We start from the raw sequence: 20,007 nt of genomic DNA on the forward strand, positions 1-20,007 counted from the left end.
CCTCCTGCAACGCCCGGCGTTGACGGAACGCCTTCACGCCGAGGTAGATCCGAGCGGGGGCTCGGCGTGAGCGGGGGGGCGCGGCGTGAGCGGGGGGCGGTGCGAGCGGGGGCTCGGCGTGAGCGGGGGGGCGCGGCGTGAGCGGGGGGTGAGCGGGGGGGCGGTGCGAGCGGGGGGCGGTGCGAGCGGGGGCTCGGCGTGAGCGGGGGGTGAGCGGGGGCGCGGCGGGCTCGCGGGGCATGGGGAGTGAGCGGGGAGCCATGGGCCGCGGCCCGCTTGTCGCACGCGTCCTCCCTCTCCCCCGGCGCCGGCCCGCCTACCGTCGGGGTATGAACACCCGCGCCCAGATCTCCCTGTTGCTGCTCGCCGGGGCGTCCGGTGCCGTGGACGCGCTCGCGTTCACCGCGCTGGGCACCGTGTTCGCCGGGGTGATGACGGGGAACCTCGTGCTGCTCGGGATCTCGGCGGGCTCCGGCGCCGGGCACGATGTGGCCGCTCCGCTCTACGCGCTCGGCGGATACGCGCTGGGCGCCGCGCTCACCGCGCTCGCATGCCGGGGCGTCGGCGACGCGGGGCGCCTTCCGCACTGGCCCGGGCGGGTCGTGGCCGCGCTCGCCGCGCAGGCCGGGCTGCTCGCGTTCGTCGCCGTGGCGGGCGCCGTGCTCGACGGGCGGCCCGACGGCGTCTGGCGCACCGTGCTCCTCGTGGCCGCCGCCCTGGCGATGGGCGGGCAGTCCGCGGCGATGGTCGCGGCGGGGTCGGGGGCGGCGCCCACCACGTACTTCACCGGGACCCTGACCACGCTCGTGACGGGCACGGTCGACGGGTCGGCGCGCGGGCGCGGCCAACTCTGGGTGACCGCCCGGTTGTTGACGGTGGTGGGCGGCGCCGCGTGCGCCGTCGCCGTACGCGAGGCCGCACCGGCGTGGGGGTTCGCCGCTCCCGCCGTGTTCGCGGCCGCGGCGGTGGCGTGCCAGAAACCTGCACAGCGATTGCGCAGGGCAGTCACGTCGGGTCGGAAAAATCCATTGCCGGATGCACGTAACGGGCGCCTTTGATGCGTGAGTGTCCTATTCCGGGAAAGCGGCCACACCCTCTTCACATTTCCCGCAGTGAAGAATGTGAAGGAGCTGCCACCACCCGGTGAACAGCCCTGCACGTTGCGGTAATTGGGTCCGCACATCCCTCTGACCGGGGACCTTCCGATTGGCTGTGCGATGCGTCGGCGTGCTTTGATCCAGCCCATCGCGGAACGGTTCACCGATTCGGTTCTGCTGATTCCGGACGCCTTCCGCGTTTTTCGAAATACCCAGACATACCCATGAGAAGGGCGGCTCATCATGAGCAACACCCCCCAGGTCGAGACCCTCGAGATTTCCGACGCCGAGCTGGACAACGTGTCCGGCGGTCTGGTCGGCGCTGTCGCCGGCAACCTGACCGGCACCCTGGACTCGATCGCCCCGGTCTCCGGCGTCGTCTCGGGCCTCACCGGCACGGTCGAGGGCCTCACCGGTGTCAACGCGGGCGCCGTCACGGGCCTGGCCACCGGTCTGACCGCCGGCCTCTGAGTCGCATCAGACGGATCACCCCGCCGCCCACCTGACGGGCGGCGGACCCCAGGCCTCGGAACCCGCCAGGTTCCGGGGCCTTCGGGGCGTCCGGCCACGGTTCGAGGGGCCGGACCTCGGCAACGTAAGGGAATCACCGCGTGCAGTTCCGCCAACAGGCCCTGTCCAAGTTGCAGTCGCCGGAGGCGCTCGACCTTCCGGTGCGGCTCGCGCGGCCGCAAGGGCTGCTCGCGCTCGCCGTCACCGTCGTCGTGATGGCCGCCGCCAGTGCGTGGGCCGTGACCGGTTCGGTCTCCTCGACGCTCAAGGCGAGCGGCATCCTCACCTACGGACAGGGCAGTTACGTCCTCCAGTCCCCCGTCACCGGACAGGTCACCGGGCTGTACGTGCGCGAGGGCCGGCGCGTCGCCGCCCACGCGCCGCTCCTCAAAGTCCGTACGGAGCGGGGCGATCGGGTCGTCCGCGCCATCGACGCGGGTCGGGTCACGGCGCTCGTCGCCCGCATGGGGTCGGTGGTGACCACCGGCGCCGACGTCGCGACCCTCGAGCGCACCTCGTCGGCGCACGATCCGCTGCTCGCCCTGCTGTACGTGCCCGCCACCAGCGCGGCGAACGTCCCGGCGGGCGCCCCGGTCGACCTGACCGTGCCCGCCGCCCAGAGCTACGGGGTGCTGCGGGGCACCGTGAAGGCGGTGGGCCGCGCCGCGCAGACGAAGCGGCAGGTGACCGACACGCTCGGCGACGGCGACCTGGCCGCGCAGTTCACGAAGGGCGGCTCACGCGTGCCGGTGGTCGTGAAGCTCACCAAGTCGGCTGCCACGACGTCCGGTTACGCCTGGTCGTCGCAGGGCGGGCCCCCGTACGCCCTCACGTCCATGACCCTCGCCACCGGCGCCGTGCACCTCGCCGAGCAGCGCCCGATCGATTGGCTGCTGCCGTGACGACGACCTCCTTGCCGCCCGCCGGGCACGGTGGCCGCCGCCGCTCCCGCCCCGCTCCCCCGCCGCCCAAGCGCCGCAAGACGGTGCGGACACCGACGGTGCTCCAGATGGAGGCCGTCGAGTGCGGCGCCGCGGCGCTCGGCATGGTCCTCGCGCACCACGGCCGGCACGTCCCGCTGGAGGAGCTGCGCATCGCGTGCGGTGTCTCGCGGGACGGCTCGCGCGCCAGCAACCTCCTGAAGGCGGCCCGCAGTTACGGCATGACCGCCAAGGGCATGCAGATGGAACCGGCCGCGCTCGCGGACGTACAGGGCCCGGCGATCCTGTTCTGGGAGTTCAACCACTACGTCGTCTACGACGGCACGGGGCGCCGCTTCGGCCGGCGCGGCGTGCACATCAACGACCCCGACAAGGGCCGCCGGTTCGTACCGTCCGAGGACTTCGACACCAGCTTCACCGGCGTCGTCCTCGTCCTGGAACCGGGGCCCGGCTTCCGAACGGGCGGGCGCCGTCCGGGAGTTCTCAAGGCGCTTCCCGCTCGGCTGCGCGGCACGACCGGCACCATGGTCGCCGCGCTCGTCGCGAGCCTGCTGCTCGTCGCGGTGGGCGCCGCGGTGCCCGCGCTCAGCCGCACGTACATCGACCTGTTCCTGATCGGTGACCAGACCTCGCTGCTCGGCGCGCTGTTCGCGTCGATGGGCGCGATGGTGGCGCTCACCGGCGCCCTGACCTGGCTGCAACAGGCGAACCTGCTGCGCGGCCGGATCATCTCGTCGACGCTGAGCAGCGCGCGCTTCTTCGGTCATCTGCTGCGGCTGCCCGTGCAGTTCTTCGCGCAGCGCAGCCCGGCCGACCTCGTGCAGCGCCTCCAGTCGAACGACGCGGTCGCCGAGACGCTGGCCCGCGACCTTACGGCGGCCGGTGTCGACGGGGTCGTGGTGCTCCTGTACGCGGCGCTGCTGTGGACGTACGACCCGCAGCTGACGATGGTCGGCGTCGGCATCGCGCTGCTCAATGTGGTGGCGATGCGGATCGTCGTACGGCTGCGTGCGACGCGTACGCAGAAGCTGCGGGCGGACACGGCGCGGCTCACCAACACCTCGTACACGGGCCTCCAGTTGATCGACACGATGAAGGCCACCGGCGGCGAGGACGGCTACTTCCGGCGGTGGGCCGGGCAGCACGCGACGACGCTTGAGGAGCAGCAGCGGCTCGGGGTGCCGAGCGCGTGGCTGGGGATCGTCGCGCCGACGCTCGCGACGCTCAACAGCGCGCTGATCCTGTGGATCGGCGGTCTGCGGGCCGTCGAGGGGCATCTGTCGGTGGGCCTGCTCGTCGCGTTCCAGGCGCTGGTCACGCGGTTCACGGCGCCCATCACTCGGCTGAACGGCGTCGCGGGCCGGATCCAGGACTTCGCCGCCGACGTGGCCCGGCTCAAGGACGTCGAGAGCTTCCCCGTCGACACGTCGTACGCGCGGCCGGAGGCGGTCCACGACACGCGGCGCCTCAAGGGGCATGTGGAGCTGGCGGAGATCACGTTCGGCTACAGCCCGCTCGACAAGCCGCTGCTCAACGGGTTCTCGCTGACGGTCGGCCCGGGCCAGCAGGTGGCGCTCGTGGGCGGCTCGGGCAGTGGCAAGTCGACCGTGTCCAGGCTGATTTCTGGGCTGTACGCACCCTGGGAGGGCGTCATCCGGATCGACGGACGGCGCCTGGACGACATCCCGCGCGGGGCGCTCGCCGCGTCCGTCTCCTTCGTCGACCAGGACGTGTTCCTCTTCGAGGGCACGGTCCGCGACAACGTCGCCCTGTGGGACCCGTCGATCTCCGACGACGCGGTCGCCGACGCGCTGCGCGACGCGTGCCTGTACGACGTGGTGGCGCGTCGGCCCGGCGGACTGCACAGCCGGGTCGAGCAGGACGGGCGGAACTTCTCCGGCGGGCAGCGCCAACGCCTGGAGATCGCGCGGGCGCTGGTGCGCAGGCCGAGCATCCTGGTGCTCGACGAGGTGACGAGCGCGCTGGACGCCGAGACCGAACAGGTCGTCATGGACAACATCCGACGGCGCGGCTGCGCCTGCGTCGTCATCGCGCACCGCCTCAGCACGGTGCGCGACAGCGACGAGATCGTGGTCCTCGACCACGGGCAGGTCGTCGAGCGGGGCCGCCACGAACATCTGGTGGCGGCGGGCGGCCCGTACGCCGAGCTGGTCAGGGAGCACTGACATGACCTACGAACCGTACGAGCAGCAGTACGCCGAGTACGAACAGGCGCACCCTCAGCCGCAGTTCGCCTCGCCGTACGCCGGGGACCAGGTCGTCGCCGCGTTCGGCGGGCTCGGCGCCCCGCTCGACTGCGCGGGGGTGCGCAGTCTGCCGCTGGAGGGCCCGCAGGTGCTGTGGCTCGTCACGGACGGCGCCCTCGATCTGTTCGCGGTCGACGTGTACGCGCAGGGGCACTGGAACTTCCTGGGGCGCCTGGAGCCGGGCACGCTGCTGCTCGGCCCCGTCGAGGGCACCCAGCACACGCTGGTCGGACGGCCGTTGGCGGGCTGTGCGCTGCGCCGTATCCCGCTGCGCGAGCTGCCGTACACGCCGCCCGCCCACGACGGCGCGTACGACATGGCGTGGAGCCTGCTGGAGGAGGCGTTCGCGCTCGGTGTGGGGCGCGGGCAACGGGTGCTGTTCGAGGCGCCGTTCAACGACCACGGCGGGCGCGCCGCCGACACCGAGCTCCTCGGCGACGACGACGTGCTGTGGCCCCAACTCGCCCCGGGCAGCGTGCAGTACGGGTCCGCGTACTCCACGGAAGCGGCTGCCGACCTGCTGGTCGACGGCGCGCTGTGGCAGCGGATGGTGAACCAGCAGCACCGGCTCCTGTCGACGCTCGACCGGTGGATCGAGCGCCTGGAGAGCGCGCACGAGGACCGGGCGGCGGCCGGGATCCGGGCGGGCGAGGCGGTGCGCGAGCAGGCAGACCGGACGCTGCTCGCCTCCATCGGCACGCAGCGGCGGCGCGAGCGCCCGGCCGACGCGGGCGTCGACGCGACGTACGCGGCGTGCAAGGTGGTGGCGCGGGCCGCGGGCATCCGGCTCGTCGAGCCGCGGCACGGCGGCGCGGTGAGCGACCGGATCGACCCGGTCGAGCAGATCGCGGTCGCGTCCCGGATCCGCACCCGTCCGGTGCGGCTCGCCGGTGACTGGTGGCGGCGGGACGCGGGGCCGCTCGTCGGCTTCCGCGCGGCGTCCGGGGCGCCCGTCGCGCTGCTGTGGCGGCGCGGCGGCTACGAGGCGGTGAACGCGGCGGGCGACCGGCGCAGCCGCGTCGACGAGGACAATGCCGAGGACTACGCCGAGCGGGCCGTGATGCTCTACCGGCCGCTTCCCGAAGGGGAGTTGACGCCGCGCGGGCTGCTGCGGTTCAGCATGCGGACGCTGGGCGGCGACATCCGGCGCCTGCTCCTCGCCGGGCTGGTGACGGTGGGGCTCGGCGCGCTCGTGCCGATCGCCACCGGCAAGGTGCTCGGCATCTACGTCCCGAACGCCGAGACGGACCTCATCACCCAGATGTCCCTGGCGATCATCGTCACGAGCATCGTGTCGGCCGTCTTCATGCTGCTCCAGAACATGTCGGTGCTGCGGATCGAGGGCCGGGTCGAGTCCGTCCTCCAACCGGCCGTCTGGGACCGCCTGTTGAGGCTGCCGACCCGGTTCTTCGCGTCCCGTTCGACGGGTGAGCTGGCGAGCGCGGCGATGGGCATCAGCGCGATCCGCCGGCTCCTGTCGGGCGTCGGCCCGGTGGTGGTGCAGTCGGTGACGATCGGCGCGATGAACCTGGTCCTCCTCCTCGTCTACAGCGTGCCGCTGGCGCTTGCCGCGGTCGGCATGCTGGTGCTCGTCGGGGGCGTCTTCCTCACCCTCGGGCTGCTCGAACTCCGGTGGCAGCGGCGGCTGGTGGAGCTGAGCAACAAGCTCAACAACCAGGCGTTCCAGACACTGCGCGGGCTGCCGAAGCTGCGGGTCGCGGGGGCGGAGTCGTTCGCGTACGGGGCGTGGGCCAAGGAGTTCGCGCAGAGCCGGGAGCTCCAGCGCCGGGCGGGCCGCATCAAGAACGTGACGACGGTCCTCAACGCCGTCTACCTGCCCCTGTGCTCCCTGGTGATGTTCATGCTGCTCGCGGGTCCGGCGCGCGGGTCCCTGTCGGCGGCCGCGTTCCTGACCTTCAACACGGCGGTCACGATGCTCCTGACGTCGGTCACGCAGCTCACCGGCGCGCTGATCTCGGCGGCGGCGGTCCTCCCGATGTACGAGCAGATCAAGCCGGTGCTCGACGCGGAGCCCGAGGTGCGCGGCGCGGCGGCCCAGCCCGGGGAGCTGACCGGCGCGTTGGAGGCACGCGGCGTCTCGTTCCGCTACACGGACGACGGGCCGCTCGTCCTCGACGACGTGTCCCTGTCCATCGGCCCCGGCGAGTTCGTGGCGGTCGTCGGCGAGAGCGGCTGCGGCAAGTCGACGCTGCTCCGCCTGCTCATCGGGTTCGACGCGCCGACGTCCGGTGGCGTCCTGTACGACGGCCAGGACCTGTCGGCGCTCGACCAGGCGGCGGTGCGGCGCCAGTGCGGTGTCGTCCTGCAGAACGCGCAGCCGCTGACCGGCTCGATCCTCGACTGCATCTGCGGCGCCGAGTCGTTCACGCAGGAGGAGGCGATGGCCGCCGCGGAGATGGCGGGTCTCGCCGAGGACATCAAGCGGATGCCGATGGGGCTGCACACGATGATCGCGGGCGGCGGCGCGATCTCGGGCGGCCAGCGCCAGCGGCTGATGATCGCGCAGGCGCTGATCCGGCGCCCGCGCATCCTCTTCTTCGACGAGGCGACGAGCGCGCTCGACAACGAGACCCAGCGCATCGTCATCGACAGCACCCGGGCGCTGCACGCGACCCGCATCGTCATCGCCCACCGTCTGTCCACGGTCCTCGACGCGGACCGTGTGGTCGTGATGTCCGAGGGCCGCGTCGTCCAGCAGGGCGCTCCGGCCGAGCTGTTGGCGGACGCGGGCGGACGGCTGCACGAGCTGGTGCGGCGGCAGATGGTGTGAGGCGGCGCGCCGCGACCGCCTACCGTACGTCCCCGAACTCGCTCAACACCCCTTCCGGGGCGAGCGCGTCGACGTAGTGCGCGGGCCCGTGGTCCTCGAACGAGTAGCGGAACGGGAGCGAGCGGGTCAGCGCGAGGCGGGTCGCGAAGAAGGCGAGCGGGGCCACCACGGCGAGGCCGGCGAGACTGTCCATCTGGGGGTACGGCAGGGCGGGGTCGCGGCGCTCCACCCAGCCCTCCTCGCGGACCCGGGCCGGCAGGGCGGCGAGTCGGCGCAGGCGGTGCAGCGGGCTCACGCCGGAGAGCAGGTCGCCGGGGAGGGCCACCGCCTCCGCGGCCGTGTCGGCGGCGGCCGCGAACACCGCGTCCAGGCCCCGGCGCGGCCTGCGGTAGTGGAACTCACGGCCGAACGGGGCGTAGGGCCCGACCGGGCGCGGCGGCAGCGCGGGGACGACGTCCCGGTCGTGGATGTAGCGCAGGAGGCGGTCGCGCAGCACGTGCCTGCCGCTGCCGTCGGTGGCGTGCTCGCAGGCGCGGGCGAACTCCGGGCCGCCGATGAGGGGCTGGCCGAAGGTGTACACCGCGCGCAGCCTGCGGGCGATGTGCGCGTACCGCGGTTCGTGCACGAGGGTGACGGCCATCAGCGCCGCCATCGCCGCGCCGAGGCTGTGGCCGGTGATGTAGAGCGCTTCGAGGCCGCCGCCGCGCACGCCCCGCTCCCCCGGGTCGACGGACTCGCCGCGCGCGGCGCGGTCCAGGGCCTGGAGGACGAGGTGGCGGGTGGCGCGCATGTTGCGGTAGAAGCCCGCGTGCACCGGGTACCGGATGCCGTCGAGGTCGACGCGGAGGGTCTCGGGGTGCACATCGGCGTCGGTGAGGATGCTGATGATGTCCTCGGGCTGGGTGCCGCGGTAGCACAGGACGGCGATCCTGCGGTCCTCGTCCTGGATGAGATAGGCGGCCGAGGCGATGTACAGGGCGTCGACGCGCTGCTCGACGACACGGCACCGGTTGGCCTCCAGGCCGAGCCGGGTCGCGATCATGGCGACGGTCCCGGCGTCGCCGCCCTGGTCGAAGCCGGCGTACGCGTAGGCCGAGCAGACGGCCATGACGTGCGGCAGGACGCCGTCCGGATCGGGGTGCGCCTTGTCGTCGAGCAGTCGTTCCCGCAGGTCCGGGTAGACGGGAAAGGTCGTCCGCCCGGCCTCGACGAAGGTCGGCTCCTTCAAGGGCCGCAGCTCAGCGAAGGTGGGTCCGTGCACGGTGGTGTCGCGCATGTCGCCTCCGAGGGGCGGGCTGCCGAGCACACCACCGCGGCCGGATGGCGTCAAGCCGTCGGTGACCGGCCATCCGGGAGGGCCGTCGGGGGCCCTCGCGAGGGGCGTGAGGGAGGGGCGCGGCACACGGTGTCGGCGGGCGTCCGCGGGCCGCCCCAGCCAGGCCACTGACAGGCTCAGATGCCGTCGTGCGTACGGGAGTTCGCACCGGGAAGCGGTACGCGGACATGGCGGGATACGGCGCTGCGGGGCGTCCGACGGCGCCGATAGCGTCGCTGGCCCCTCCGCGTACGACCTCCTGACGCACGGCACACGACAGGGACGGCAACGATGGCCGAGACCGAACGGTACGCACAGTACGAGCGGTACGAGGGCGGCAGCGCCGAGGCCGAGCGCCTCGTGTTCCAGCGCCTCGCCCGCGAGATCATGCGGGTCCAGGTGGCGAACCGGCGCGCGAGCGGCGCCGCCGCCTACGAACGCGCCTTCCACGCGAAGGCCGCCCTCGGCGTCGAGAACGCCCGCCTCCGCTTCCACGACGCTCTGCCACCCGCCCTGACCAGCGGCTTCGCCAAGGCCGGCGCCGAGTATCCGGCGACGGTACGGCTCTCCAACGCGAGCGGCATGCGCGGCCCGGACGGCGCACCCGATCTGCACGGCGTGGCGGTGCGGGTGCAGGTCTCCGGCGACGAGAGCCACGATCTGCTCGCGACGTCCTTCCCGGTGTCCCACGCCCGCAACGCCCGCGAGTTCGTGGCGTTCGCGAAGGCGATGGCCGGGGCGCGCAGCCCGCTCCAGAAGGCCTTCGGCCTGTTCGTGAAGCTGCCGCTTGCCGTGGGCCTCGGCACCGCGAACCGGATGCGCCGCAACGTCCGGGCGGCGACCCGGCAGACCGTCAACAGCCTTGCACGCGAGACGTATTGGAGCCGCGGCGCGATCCTGTGGGGCGATGCGGGCCCGGTCCGCTACCTGCTGCGCCCCGCCGTCGGCGGCGGCGCCGGGCCGCGCCCCGACCGCAGTGACCCGGGCTTCCTGCGCACGGAGCTCGCCCAGCGCCTGTCGCGCGGCGACCTCACCTTCGAGCTGTGCGTGCAGCGCTACGTCGACGAGCGCCGTACACCCGTCGAGGACGGCTCCGTGGAGTGGAAGGAGGCGCTCTCGCCGCCGCAGCCGGTGGCCCGCCTCTCCGTGCCCGCCCAGGACATCACGACGGCGCAGGCGCGCTCGGCGGCCCGCCGTGTCGAGGAGCTGACGTTCAACCCCTGGTTCACCACGGAGGACTTCAGGCCGCTCGGCAACCTCAACCGGGCCCGCAAGGTCGCGTACGAGGCGAGCGCCGCCCAGCGCCAGGGCACCCGGTTCACTCCGCAGGAGCCGCTGCGCAACCGTGTCCTCGGGATCCCGGTCGGGCTCGGCTTCCGCGCCCTGAACCGGTATGTCCCGTGGCACCGGCTGCCGTTGGACGCGAGCCTGCTCAACCTGGTGTTCCTGCGCAAGGCGCTGCGCCGGTTCAACCTGATCGACACCGACGTGCCCGAGGCGCCGCCGAAGGCACAGCCGGTGCCGGTCCCGGTGGACGAGCGGCTGCGCACCTCACGCTCGTACGACGGAACCTACAACGACCTGTCGGCGCCGAGGATGGGCGCGGTCGGCGCCGCGTTCGGCCGCAACCTCAAGCCCGTGTACCGGCCCGACCTCTTCGACACCCCGAACCCGGTGACGGTCAGCCGCCAGCTCCTCGCCCGCGAGAGCTTCGTCCCGGCGACGTCCCTCAACATCCTCGCGGCCGCCTGGATCCAGTTCCAGGTGCACGACTGGGTCAACCACCGCCGCTACCCGGAGGGCGGCAGGACGGTCGAGGTGCCGCTGCCGCCCGGCGCCGGCACGTGGGTCAACCGCCCCGACGGGCCGCGGGAGAACGTGATGCGGTTCGCCGAGAACGAGGGCGTCGACCTGCCCGGCGAGCAGCCGCCGATCCTCTTCGGGAACACCGCCTCGCACTGGTGGGACGGGTCCGAGGTGTACGGCGGCGACGAGCGCACGGCCAAGTCGTTGCGCGAACCCGACGGCGGGGCACGGCTGTTGCTCGACGCGGGGCACATCCCGATCGACCGTACGGGCATCCCGATCACCGGGTTCAAGGACAACTGGTGGATGGGCCTGAGCGCGATGCACACGCTGTTCGCGCGGGAGCACAACGCGGTGTGCGACGCGCTGCGCTCCGCGTACCCGTCGATGAGCGAGGAGCGGATCTACCACACGGCGCGGCTCGTCGTGTCGGCGCTCATCGCGAAGATCCACACGGTGGAGTGGACCCCGGCGATCCTCGCGACGAAGGCGATCGACGTCGGCCTGCGCACCAACTGGGAGGGACCGCCCAGGAATTGGCTGAACCAGCTGGGTCTGTGGCTCCTGGAGGCACACTCGCTGACCGGCATCCCGAAGACACTGCCCGACCACCACGGCGCGCCGTACTCGCTCACCGAGGACTTCGTCACGGTGTACCGGATGCACCCGCTGATCCCCGACGACTACGAGCTGCGCGAGCACCACTTCGGGCAGCGCCTGGAGACCGTCGGCTTCCCCGACATCCAGGGCGCGGCGGCCGAGAGCCGGATCCGCAAGACGGGCCTCGCCAACACGCTGTACTCGTTCGGCATCGCGCACCCGGGCGCCATCACCTTGCACAACTACCCCAAGTCCCTTACTCAGTTCCAGCGCGAGGGCGAGATCATCGATCTGTCGGTGGTCGACCTGGTGCGCACCCGGCGCCGCGGCGTGCCGCGCTACAACGACTTCCGCGTGGGCCTGCACAAGGAGCGCATCCGCCGCTTCGAGGACCTGACGCGGGAGCCGGAGACCCTGGCGCGGCTGAAGGACGTGTACCGGACGGTCGACGAGATCGACACGGTCGTCGGCCTGTTCGCGGAGAACCCGCCGACCGGCTTCGGCTTCTCCGACACGGCATTCCGGATCTTCATCCTGATGGCGACGCGGCGGCTCCAGAGCGACCGCTTCCTCAACGTCGACTACCGCCCGGAGATCTACACCCCGCTCGGCATCGACTGGGTGGAGAAGGGCGGCATGAAGTCCGTCGTGCTGCGGCACTGCCCGGACCTCGCGGGCCTGCTGCCGCGCGAGGCGAGCGCGTTCGCGCCGTGGCGGCCGGTACCGCCGATGGAGAACGGAGGGCGCCATGACGGAAGTTGACGGCTCGTCGGGCCACAAGGGCCTCGACGACCTGCTCGCCCGGCCGTTCCTGAAGACGGTCTGGCGCCGCCGCACCCACCGGGTCTCCCGGGGCGCGTCGGTGCCGGCCGGGTCGATGAGCTACCGCTCGCCGCACACCCCGCAGCCGCTGTCCGAACTGGAGGAGGCGGTGCTCGTCGCGGTCACCGGATCCACCGGACTGACCATGCCGGACCGCCCGTTCGAGGACCCGCGCGACGGCAAGCCCATCATGGCCAAGCCCAACCTGACGATGACGGGCCGCACCGCGGGCAGCCCCGACAACGCGCAGGGCACGTACTTCTTCCTCATCAACGACAGCGGTACGTACTTCCTGCGCAAGCTGCCGCCCGCTCCCCAAGAGCCGTTCGAGGCGCGGACGTTGATCGATCGGGCCCGGCAGGCGAAGGTGAAGGTCCTCGACCACCGCCTCGACGTCGCCGAGGGGCTGCGCGCCTTCCCGGCCTACCTGGACTCGAACCGGTTCCTGTCGAACCTGCCCGGCACCACGGTCCTGTTCCCGGTGGTCGACCTGTCGCACCAGTACATCAACGCCCTGATGTACCTCCTCACCCAGCCGGACGGCGCGCGCCCGACCCTCGTCGACGACCGGAATCTGTACCGCCCGGCAGGCGTCAAGAAGTGGATCGACAACGGCTTCCTCAACAAGGACCTGAAGCTGCCCCTCGGCTCGCTCGGCCCGCTGCGCACCCAGATCGAGGCGGACCTGCTGCTCCAGACGGTGATGCTGACGGCGGAGGCGATGGGCCTCGGCGCCTGGATCCACGCCTCCGTCAACCCCCAAATCGCCCTGGGCGACCCGAAGTTCAGGAAGACGTACGGGAACATGCTCGGCTTCACGTACGTCACACCGCGCTGGCGCCTGGCCGACCTGTGGCGCTGGCACGTCCCGCTGCCGAAGTACGCGACGCTGCGCTCGCACCCGGTGGGCATCGCCGACCCGGCGACCGGCGAGCCGCTGATCGCCGCCGCCTGCCCGCCCGCGCACGCGTCCATGTCCGACGCGGTGGACGCGGTCATCGACGCCAAGTTCGGTTCCGGCGGCACGTACGGCGACAAGGACGTCTTCACCCGTATCTACAAGGAGGACTACGGCCAGCGCTATCTCGCGGAGGCGGGCGAGTACGACGAGCGCGTCATCGACTGCGCCCGCGACATCTGTACGTACATCCTGTCGACGCACCGTCGCTTCCCCGCGCACACGGACGCCATCCACGTGCCCGGGATCTGGCTCCAGGCGCATCACGTGGAGGGCGAGTACTACGACCGCTTCTTCACGAACGGTCTGACCGACGCGCACCGCGCCCACGACACGCTGTGGGACGGTGACGGCGAACCGATGAGTTGATCACGCTCCGGGAGTCACCCTTCTCGTACGCATCCACGTCCGACTGGAGGGTGACCCCCGATGACCGACAGCAACGCGCTCGCCGATGTCCTGGCTCCGCACGTGACGAAGGGGCCCGTGCCGGGGGCCGTGGCCCTCGTGGCCCGCGGTGACCGGGTCGAGGTGGCGGCCGTCGGCCACACCGACGCCGAGGGCACCGCGCCGATGGCCCGTGACTCGATCTTCCGTATCGCCTCCATCACCAAGCCGATCGTGGCGGCGGCCGTGATGACCCTCGTCGAGGAGGGCGAACTCGCGCTCGACTCGCCGATCTCCCACTGGCTGCCCGAGCTGGCGTCGCCGAACGTGGTGCGCGAACCGGCGGCGCCGATCGAGGACGTGGTCCCCGCGAACCGCCCCATCACGGTCGAGGACCTGCTGACGTTCCGTGCGGGGTGGGGCTTCTCCTCCGACTTCTCGCAGCCCGCCGTGCAGGCGCTGTTCCCGCTGATGGACCCGCACGCGCCGCAGCGCGTCCCGGAGCCGGACACCTGGCTGGCGGCGCTCGCCCGCGTGCCGCTGCTGCACCAGCCCGGCGAGGCATACCTGTACAACACCTGCTCGGACATCCAGGGCGTCCTGATCGCGCGGGTCTCCGGCACACCGCTGCCCCAGTTCCTCGCCGAGCGGATCTTCGAGCCGCTCGGCATGCGGGACACCGGCTTCGAGGTCCCGGCCGACCGGCGGGACCGCTTCACCAGCGCGTACGTGCCCACGGCCGACGGCGGCGCCGAGCGCGTCGACACCCCGGACGGCCAGTGGAACAGCCTGCCCGCGTTCCCCTCCGGCGCGGGCGGACTCGCCTCCACGGTGGACGACTGGTGGGCGTTCGCCCGGATGCTGCTCGACGGTGGCGGCAGCGTCCTCTCGGCGGACTCGGTCCGGCAGATGACGACCAACCACCTCACGCAACGGCAGCGGGAGGCGAGCGAACTGTTCACGCAGGGCCAGGGCTGGGGCTACGGCGGCTCCGTGGACGTCGAGCCGCGCGACCCGTGGCAGGTGCCGGGCCGCTACGGCTGGGTCGGCGGCACCGGCACGGCCGCCCACCTGGTCCCGTCGACCGGCGCGGTCACCGTCCTGATGACCCAGTACGCGATGAGCGGTCCCACGCCGCAGCAGATCATGCGGGACTTCTGGGCGTACGGGGCCGACGCCCTGAAGTAGTCACTCCGCGCCCCGGCACCCGACGCGCCCCGGGTCCACCTGGTCGCCGACGCGCAGCCACCGGCGCAGGCACGCGAGGGTCCCGCCGGGGCGGCCGCCCGCGGCGAGGCGCACGTCGTCGGTGCGGGTGCGGCGGCGGGCCTCGCGGCACGGGCCCGCCGACAGGGACACCTCGACGTCGTGGCCCGTGGGGCCGGCGCGGCCCGCGTCGAGGGCGATACCGGCGGCGTCCTCGGCGTAGCGGTGCCACCAGCTGCCGGGGCGGCGGGTGGCAGGTGGACCACCGAGCACGGGGACACGGCCTCGGCGGCGCGAACGAGGGCGCGCCCCCGCTCGGGCCCCGTGGGGCGCGCGGTCCACCGCGTCGGCGCGGCGCCCGAGTTCGGCCGCGCAGACCCGGCGCACCCCCTCCTCGCAGAGGGAGGACGGAGCCGCCGGTGCACAGGCCGTCCAGGAGACGGCACAAGCTCTCTTCGAACCTCCCCGGCGGCATGGTGAGAGCCGTGGGTCGAGAGCGCCGAGTCCGCCCATCCGGGCAGCACAAAGGCGGCGCGGTCGGCGGTGGTGCCCAAAAAGGTACCGCCCGCCGCGGGCTGCGCGCACTCATCGAGGAACGTCCGCCCGGCTCGCTCGCCGACCCTGCCGTCAGGGCCGCGCTCGTCCGGGCCCGCGACGCGCTGCGGGCCCGCGACGCGCTGCGGGACGCCGAGGAGACGTCGGAGCGCCGGGGGAACCCACCGTGGGCCTCGGCCATGACCGCAGAAAGCGGGATGCGCAAAGAATCCCGGCCCGGGCCGTCCGGCCCCGCCGGAGCCGTTGACAGGAGCACGTCCGCATGGGCATCTTCATGCTCGAAGTTGCGCGAAGTCACAGATGTTCAAGCACAAGTAAACATCAACGCGATGAAGATGCCGGGCCGGGAACGGCCCTGCGGGAGCGGAGAGCACCGTGCACACTGGGCGCAGACGAGGGCCGTGGAGAGGTCAACCACGGTTCGGCAGAGTCGTGTTGGGGAGCTGCGGCGCGCTCGCGCTGCTCGGGGCGGGCCTGCTGGCCGCCCCCGCACAGCAGGCCGGTGCCGCGACCCCCGGCAGCGGCACCCTCGACGCCGACCACAAGAGCGTGACGTGGCAGAGCCCCACGTACGCCTCCGGGACGGTCGGCGACCCGAAGGACTGTCCGTCCGCGGCCGACGATCCTGACGGGAAGACCTGCGACCGGTTCGACCTCAACGTGTCGGTACCGGACGGGTATTGGGACGACAACCCCGAGGGCGGCGTGCCGATCTCGATCGCCTGGGCGAAGCAGCCCAGCGACGACTTCGACCTGTACGTCTATGACGACGCGGGCAAGCAGGTCGCGTCCAGCGCGGGCACCGCCGACCCCGAGGCGACCGTCATCCCCAAGGCGAACGGCACGTACCACGTCGTGGTCGTCCCCTACGACGTGCACGACAACTCCTTCGTCGGCAAGGCCTACCTGCCCGAGACGACGGACGCCGGGAACCTGACCTCCTTCGCCGGTGAGGACGGCAGCTACACGTTCGCCGCCGGTGACCTGAAGGCGAAGGCCGACTTCCTCAAGGGCGGCCAACTGCGGCTCCGGGCCGACCCGTCGGGCACCTTCACCGACCCGGCCGGTCAGCAGATCGTGCGCGAGCAGCCCGCGGTCGACCCGCACACCACGTCCTTCGACGCGGGCGCGTACTACGGCATCCGCTCCTCGTCCGCCGTTCTGCGTGTCTACAAGAAGCCGCTGCGCTTCGGCCTGTACAAGGCGGACAACAAGACGCGCGTCTGGCAGGAGGACAAGCCGCTGCGCTGGTCGACCGGCGGGATGCGGCAGAGCCTGGAGCGCGGTGCGGACGAGCAGTTCTTCGGTGGCGGCGAACAGAACGGCTCCTTCGCGCATCGCGACAAGACGGTGTACGTCGCCAACAACACGAACTGGAACGAGGGCGGCTACCCCAACTCCCAGCCCTTCTACCTGTCTTCGGCCGGGTACGGCGTCTACCGCAACACCTTCGCGCCCGGCGTGTACGACTTCGGCCCCTCGGTCCACACGGGCCAGCAGGAGCGCCGGCTCGACGCGTACTACTTCCTCGGCGACGCCAAGCGCGTCATCGGCGACTACACCTCCCTGGTCGGCAAGCCGTTCATGCCGCCGGTCTACGGGCTCGAACCGGGCGACGCCGACTGCTACCTGCACAACGCCAACCAGGGCGAGCGCCACACTCTCGACTCCCTGAAGGTCGCGGACGGCTACGTCGAGAACCGGATGCCGCTCGGCTGGATGCTCGTCAACGACGGCTACGGCTGCGGGTACGAGAACCTCGCCGAGACCGCCAAGGGCCTCCAGGACCGCGGCGCCCAGCTGGGCCTGTGGACGCAGGACGGCATCGACAAGCTGGCCGACCAGGTCAAGGCGGGCCAGCGCGTCGCGAAGCTCGACGTCGCCTGGGTCGGCAACGGCTACGGCATGGCCCTGGACGCCTGCGACAAGGCGAAGGCCGGGATCGAGGACAACAGCGACGCCCGCGGCTTCGTGTGGATGCCGGTCTCCTGGGCGGGCGCGCAGCGCTGCGCGGTGCTGTGGTCGGGCGACCAGAAGCTGTCGTGGGACTTCATCCGCTGGCAGATCCCCACGTACGCGGGCGCCACGCTGTCCGGCATCGCGTACAACACCGGTGACATCGGCTCGATCTACTCGCACGACGCGAAGATGTACGCCCGCGACCTCCAGGCCAAGACGTTCCTGCCGGCCGTCATGACGATGGACGGCTGGGCGCGGGACATCACCACCGGACAGAAGATCAACCAGCAGCCGTGGGTGGACGGCGAGCCGTACACCTCCATCAACCGCAAGTACCTCCAGCTGCGCGAGCGCCTGATGCCGTACCTGTACACGCTGGCGAAGCAGGCGTCGCAGACGGGCGTGGGCAGCATCCGTCCGCTGTGGCTGGAGTATCCGGAGGACGCGAACACCCTCGGCGCGCAGGCGAAGTACGAGTACCTGGCGGGCGACGACTTCCTCGTGGCGCCGGTGTACAAGGACTCCGAGACCCGCGACGGCATCTACCTGCCGAAGGGCACGTGGACGGACTACTGGACCGGCAAGCAGTACAAGGGCCCGACGACGATCGACGGCTACCACGCGCCGCTCGACACGCTCCCCCTCTTCGTGAAGGCCGGGGCGATCGTGCCGATGTGGCCGCAGGGCACCACCTCGTGGAAGACCCGCGACAAGGACCGCCTGGGCTGGGACGTCTACGCCGCGCAGCCCGGCCGCCACGCGTACACCCTGTACGAGGACGACGGCGTGACCCGCGCCTTCGCGAAGGGGGCGGCGGCCACGCAGCGCGTCACCTCCGACACCGACCGGACCGGGACGACCCTGAACGTCGGGGCCAGCAAGGGCAGTTACGACGGCAAGGTGAGCGAGCGCGCGTACACGTTCACGGTGCACGGGGGCGCGGCCCCGCACCGTGTGACGCTGAACGGGCGGCCGCTGGCGGCGGGCTCCTGGTCGTACGACGGGAAGACGGGGGTGACGACGGTGCGCACGCCGTCGCTGTCGACGTCGCGGCCGTTCGAGGTGCGGCTGAGCTGAGAACCTGTCCCTGAGGGGTGGGTGGGGCGTCTCTCCTGTCGTCCCGCCCGCCCGCTCGCTTCGGGGCCCGCGCGAACGCTCTGCCCGCGTGGCCGCAAGTACGGGGTGAGACCGCCGAGCGGCGGTCGCCAGGGAGGTGCCGTGTCCACGGAAGTGGAGAACGGACGAGACGATGCCGCGCTGCTCGGTGCGGCGGCGCGGGGCCAGGGCGGGTTCGAGGAACTGGTGGAGCGGCACTCGGTGGCGCTGCACGGCTACTTCGCGCGCCGCGCCCCGCACGCGGCCGACGATCTGCTGGCCGAGGTGTGGCTCCAGGCCTACACCGCCCGGCACACGTACGACGCGGCGCGCGGCTCCGCCAGGGCGTGGCTGTTCGGCGTCGCCAGGAACGTGCTGTCGGCGCACTGGCGGCGCCTCGCGCAGGAGTCGCAGCAGTCACGGGAGTCGCTCGGCGCTCCGGGCGAAGGGGCGCACGGCGATCCGTGGGCGGCCGTGGACGACCGGCTCGACGCGTCGGCGCTGGCCCCCGCACTGCGCCGCGTCCTCGCCGAACTGCCGGACGTGGAGCGCGAGTTGCTGCTCCTGGTGGCGTGGGAGCAGCTCTCGCCGACCGAGGCCGCGGCCGTGCTCGGGATCCCCGCGGGGACGGCGCGCTCGCGACTGCACCGCGCCCGGGCGCGGCTGCGGGAGAGCGCGGCGCTCGCCCCGGCAGGCCGGTCGACATCCGAACACCCGACAGGAGAACAGGCATGAGCCAGAACCAGGACACCCCGAACGGGACGACGAAGGCGCTCGACGGCGCCGAGGTCCTCGACTTTCCCGGGGCGCACGACCTGATCGCGGCGGGCCGCGTGGCACCGCCCTCGGCGGACACGGTGCGGGCGGCGCGCCGTGCCGTGGCGCAGGTCTCGCTCCAGGACCGCCCCGATCTGCGCGAGCTCGCCGGGCACCCGGAGCCGGTGGCCGCGGCGCCGCGGTGGCGCCGGCGCAGGCTGCTCGTCGCGGCCGCGGCGGTGCTCGCGCTGACCGTCGGAGGCGCCGCGTATCCGGTGCTCGGGGGCGATCCGGCCGCCGACGCCTCGGCCGCGTCGTTCCTCTCGGACGTCGCCGACACCGCGGGGCGGGGGCCCGTGTCGGCGGCACCGTACTGGAAGGTCCGCAAGGAGGTCGTCAACGAGGACGACGGGCGGCGCACGGACACGACCTATGTCGACCGCGGCGGACGGATCTGGTCGGCGGGTTCCGACGGGGCCGTCGAGAAGCCCGGCCCGAAGCTGAAGCGCTGGCTCGTCGGTGAAGACCGGCTGTCCTGGCCGCAGTTGGGCACCCTCCCGGCCGACCCGCGCGCCCTGGCCGCCCGTCTGGGCCCGGACGCGTTCGGCCAGGCGGCCGTGCTCCTGGAGGACGCGCCGGTGCGTCCCGCGGTGCGGGCCGCCCTGTTCGAGATCCTCGCGGCGCAGGACGGCGTAGAGCTGATCGGCACGGTCAAGGACAGTCAGGGCCGTTCCGGGACGGCGGTCGAATACACCACGGCGCCTTCGGAGTTCACCGGGAAGCGCACCACGATCCGGCTCGTGATCGCGCCGGGGTCGGGCAAGCTCCTGGAGTCCTCCAGCCGGACGCCGGGGCGCCCCGACGAGCGCAGCACCTTCCTGGAGGTGGGCCCCGCCGGCCGCGTCGGCTGAGGCCCGGCCCGGGGGTGGCCGTCGCGCGGGG

The 20,007-nt window shown here is 72.5% G+C and carries 13 protein-coding genes; 11 read left to right on the forward strand and 2 right to left on the reverse strand.

Annotated features, from left to right (window positions below; all coding sequences use genetic code 11):
• The first annotated feature begins 329 nt into the window (after positions 1-329).
• The 5 genes from AB0L37_RS09500 to AB0L37_RS09520 all read left to right on the forward strand — a co-directional run bounded on the left by AB0L37_RS09500 (position 330) and on the right by AB0L37_RS09520 (position 7,606).
• Positions 330-1,058 carry a YoaK family protein gene (locus AB0L37_RS09500; protein ID WP_365502137.1) on the forward strand — a complete coding sequence of 243 codons (729 nt, stop codon included), beginning with the start codon at positions 330-332 and terminating at the stop codon, positions 1,056-1,058.
• A gap of 282 nt (positions 1,059-1,340) precedes the next feature.
• Positions 1,341-1,568 (forward strand): type A2 lantipeptide, encoded by a 228-nt coding sequence (locus tag AB0L37_RS09505; protein ID WP_365502139.1) that lies wholly within the window; start codon positions 1,341-1,343, stop codon positions 1,566-1,568.
• Positions 1,569-1,708: 140 nt separating this feature from the next.
• Positions 1,709-2,509 (forward strand): HlyD family efflux transporter periplasmic adaptor subunit, encoded by an 801-nt coding sequence (locus AB0L37_RS09510; protein WP_365502141.1) that lies wholly within the window; start codon positions 1,709-1,711, stop codon positions 2,507-2,509.
• A gap of 11 nt (positions 2,510-2,520) precedes the next feature.
• Positions 2,521-4,734: an NHLP family bacteriocin export ABC transporter peptidase/permease/ATPase subunit gene (locus AB0L37_RS09515; RefSeq protein WP_365502720.1), complete on the forward strand. Its 2,214-nt coding sequence runs from the start codon at positions 2,521-2,523 to the stop codon at positions 4,732-4,734.
• 1 nt (position 4,735) lies between these two features.
• Positions 4,736-7,606: an NHLP bacteriocin export ABC transporter permease/ATPase subunit gene (locus AB0L37_RS09520; protein WP_365502143.1), complete on the forward strand. Its 2,871-nt coding sequence runs from the start codon at positions 4,736-4,738 to the stop codon at positions 7,604-7,606.
• Between the two features lie 19 nt (positions 7,607-7,625).
• On the opposite strand, the gene AB0L37_RS09525 is transcribed toward AB0L37_RS09520, so the two are convergent.
• Entirely contained in the window at positions 7,626-8,882 is a 1,257-nt protein-coding gene (locus AB0L37_RS09525; protein WP_365502145.1) for a hypothetical protein, read from the reverse strand.
• 330 nt (positions 8,883-9,212) lie between these two features.
• On the opposite strand from AB0L37_RS09525, the gene AB0L37_RS09530 reads away from it, so the two are divergent.
• From AB0L37_RS09530 to AB0L37_RS09540, 3 genes are read left to right on the forward strand one after another with little or no spacing between them, the layout of a single operon-like run.
• Positions 9,213-12,089, forward strand: coding sequence for a peroxidase family protein (locus tag AB0L37_RS09530; RefSeq protein WP_365502147.1), 2,877 nt, complete (start codon positions 9,213-9,215; stop codon positions 12,087-12,089).
• The gene (locus AB0L37_RS09535; RefSeq protein WP_365502149.1) at positions 12,076-13,476 is read left to right on the forward strand and encodes a hypothetical protein; all 1,401 of its coding nucleotides are present in this window, start codon (positions 12,076-12,078) and stop codon (positions 13,474-13,476) included. The genes AB0L37_RS09530 and AB0L37_RS09535 overlap by 14 nt, the downstream gene beginning before the upstream one ends.
• Before the next feature lie 60 nt (positions 13,477-13,536).
• A complete protein-coding gene (locus AB0L37_RS09540; RefSeq protein ID WP_365502151.1) occupies positions 13,537-14,682 on the forward strand; it encodes a serine hydrolase domain-containing protein in 1,146 nt (381 codons plus the stop codon).
• On the opposite strand, the gene AB0L37_RS09545 is transcribed toward AB0L37_RS09540, so the two are convergent.
• Positions 14,683-14,973: a hypothetical protein gene (locus AB0L37_RS09545; RefSeq protein ID WP_365502153.1), complete on the reverse strand. Its 291-nt coding sequence runs from the start codon at positions 14,971-14,973 to the stop codon at positions 14,683-14,685.
• Positions 14,974-15,687: 714 nt separating this feature from the next.
• Here AB0L37_RS09545 and AB0L37_RS09550 point away from each other — a divergent pair.
• The 3 genes from AB0L37_RS09550 to AB0L37_RS09560 all read left to right on the forward strand — a co-directional run bounded on the left by AB0L37_RS09550 (position 15,688) and on the right by AB0L37_RS09560 (position 19,976).
• Entirely contained in the window at positions 15,688-18,291 is a 2,604-nt protein-coding gene (locus tag AB0L37_RS09550) for a TIM-barrel domain-containing protein (RefSeq protein WP_365502155.1), read from the forward strand.
• Positions 18,292-18,432: 141 nt separating this feature from the next.
• Positions 18,433-19,044 (forward strand): RNA polymerase sigma factor, encoded by a 612-nt coding sequence (locus AB0L37_RS09555; protein WP_365502157.1) that lies wholly within the window; start codon positions 18,433-18,435, stop codon positions 19,042-19,044.
• The gene (locus AB0L37_RS09560; RefSeq protein WP_365502159.1) at positions 19,041-19,976 is read left to right on the forward strand and encodes a hypothetical protein; all 936 of its coding nucleotides are present in this window, start codon (positions 19,041-19,043) and stop codon (positions 19,974-19,976) included. The genes AB0L37_RS09555 and AB0L37_RS09560 overlap by 4 nt, the downstream gene beginning before the upstream one ends.
• Positions 19,977-20,007 lie beyond the last annotated feature (31 nt).

It is taken from the genome of Streptomyces sp. NPDC052225, from assembly GCF_040679615.1.
GTDB lineage: Bacteria > Actinomycetota > Actinomycetes > Streptomycetales > Streptomycetaceae > Streptomyces.

Bases quoted from the DNA above. Each gene is read 5' to 3' on its own strand.
- AB0L37_RS09500 (WP_365502137.1), top strand. From the start codon at position 330: ATGAACACCCGCGCCCAGATCTCCCTGTTGCTGCTCGCCGGGGCGTCC.
- AB0L37_RS09505 (WP_365502139.1), top strand. From the start codon at position 1,341: ATGAGCAACACCCCCCAGGTCGAGACCCTCGAGATTTCCGACGCCGAG.
- AB0L37_RS09520 (WP_365502143.1), top strand. From the start codon at position 4,736: ATGACCTACGAACCGTACGAGCAGCAGTACGCCGAGTACGAACAGGCG.
- AB0L37_RS09525 (WP_365502145.1), bottom strand. From the start codon at position 8,882: ATGCGCGACACCACCGTGCACGGACCCACCTTCGCTGAGCTGCGGCCC.
- AB0L37_RS09530 (WP_365502147.1), top strand. From the start codon at position 9,213: ATGGCCGAGACCGAACGGTACGCACAGTACGAGCGGTACGAGGGCGGC.
- AB0L37_RS09535 (WP_365502149.1), top strand. From the start codon at position 12,076: ATGACGGAAGTTGACGGCTCGTCGGGCCACAAGGGCCTCGACGACCTG.
- AB0L37_RS09540 (WP_365502151.1), top strand. From the start codon at position 13,537: ATGACCGACAGCAACGCGCTCGCCGATGTCCTGGCTCCGCACGTGACG.
- AB0L37_RS09560 (WP_365502159.1), top strand. From the start codon at position 19,041: ATGAGCCAGAACCAGGACACCCCGAACGGGACGACGAAGGCGCTCGAC.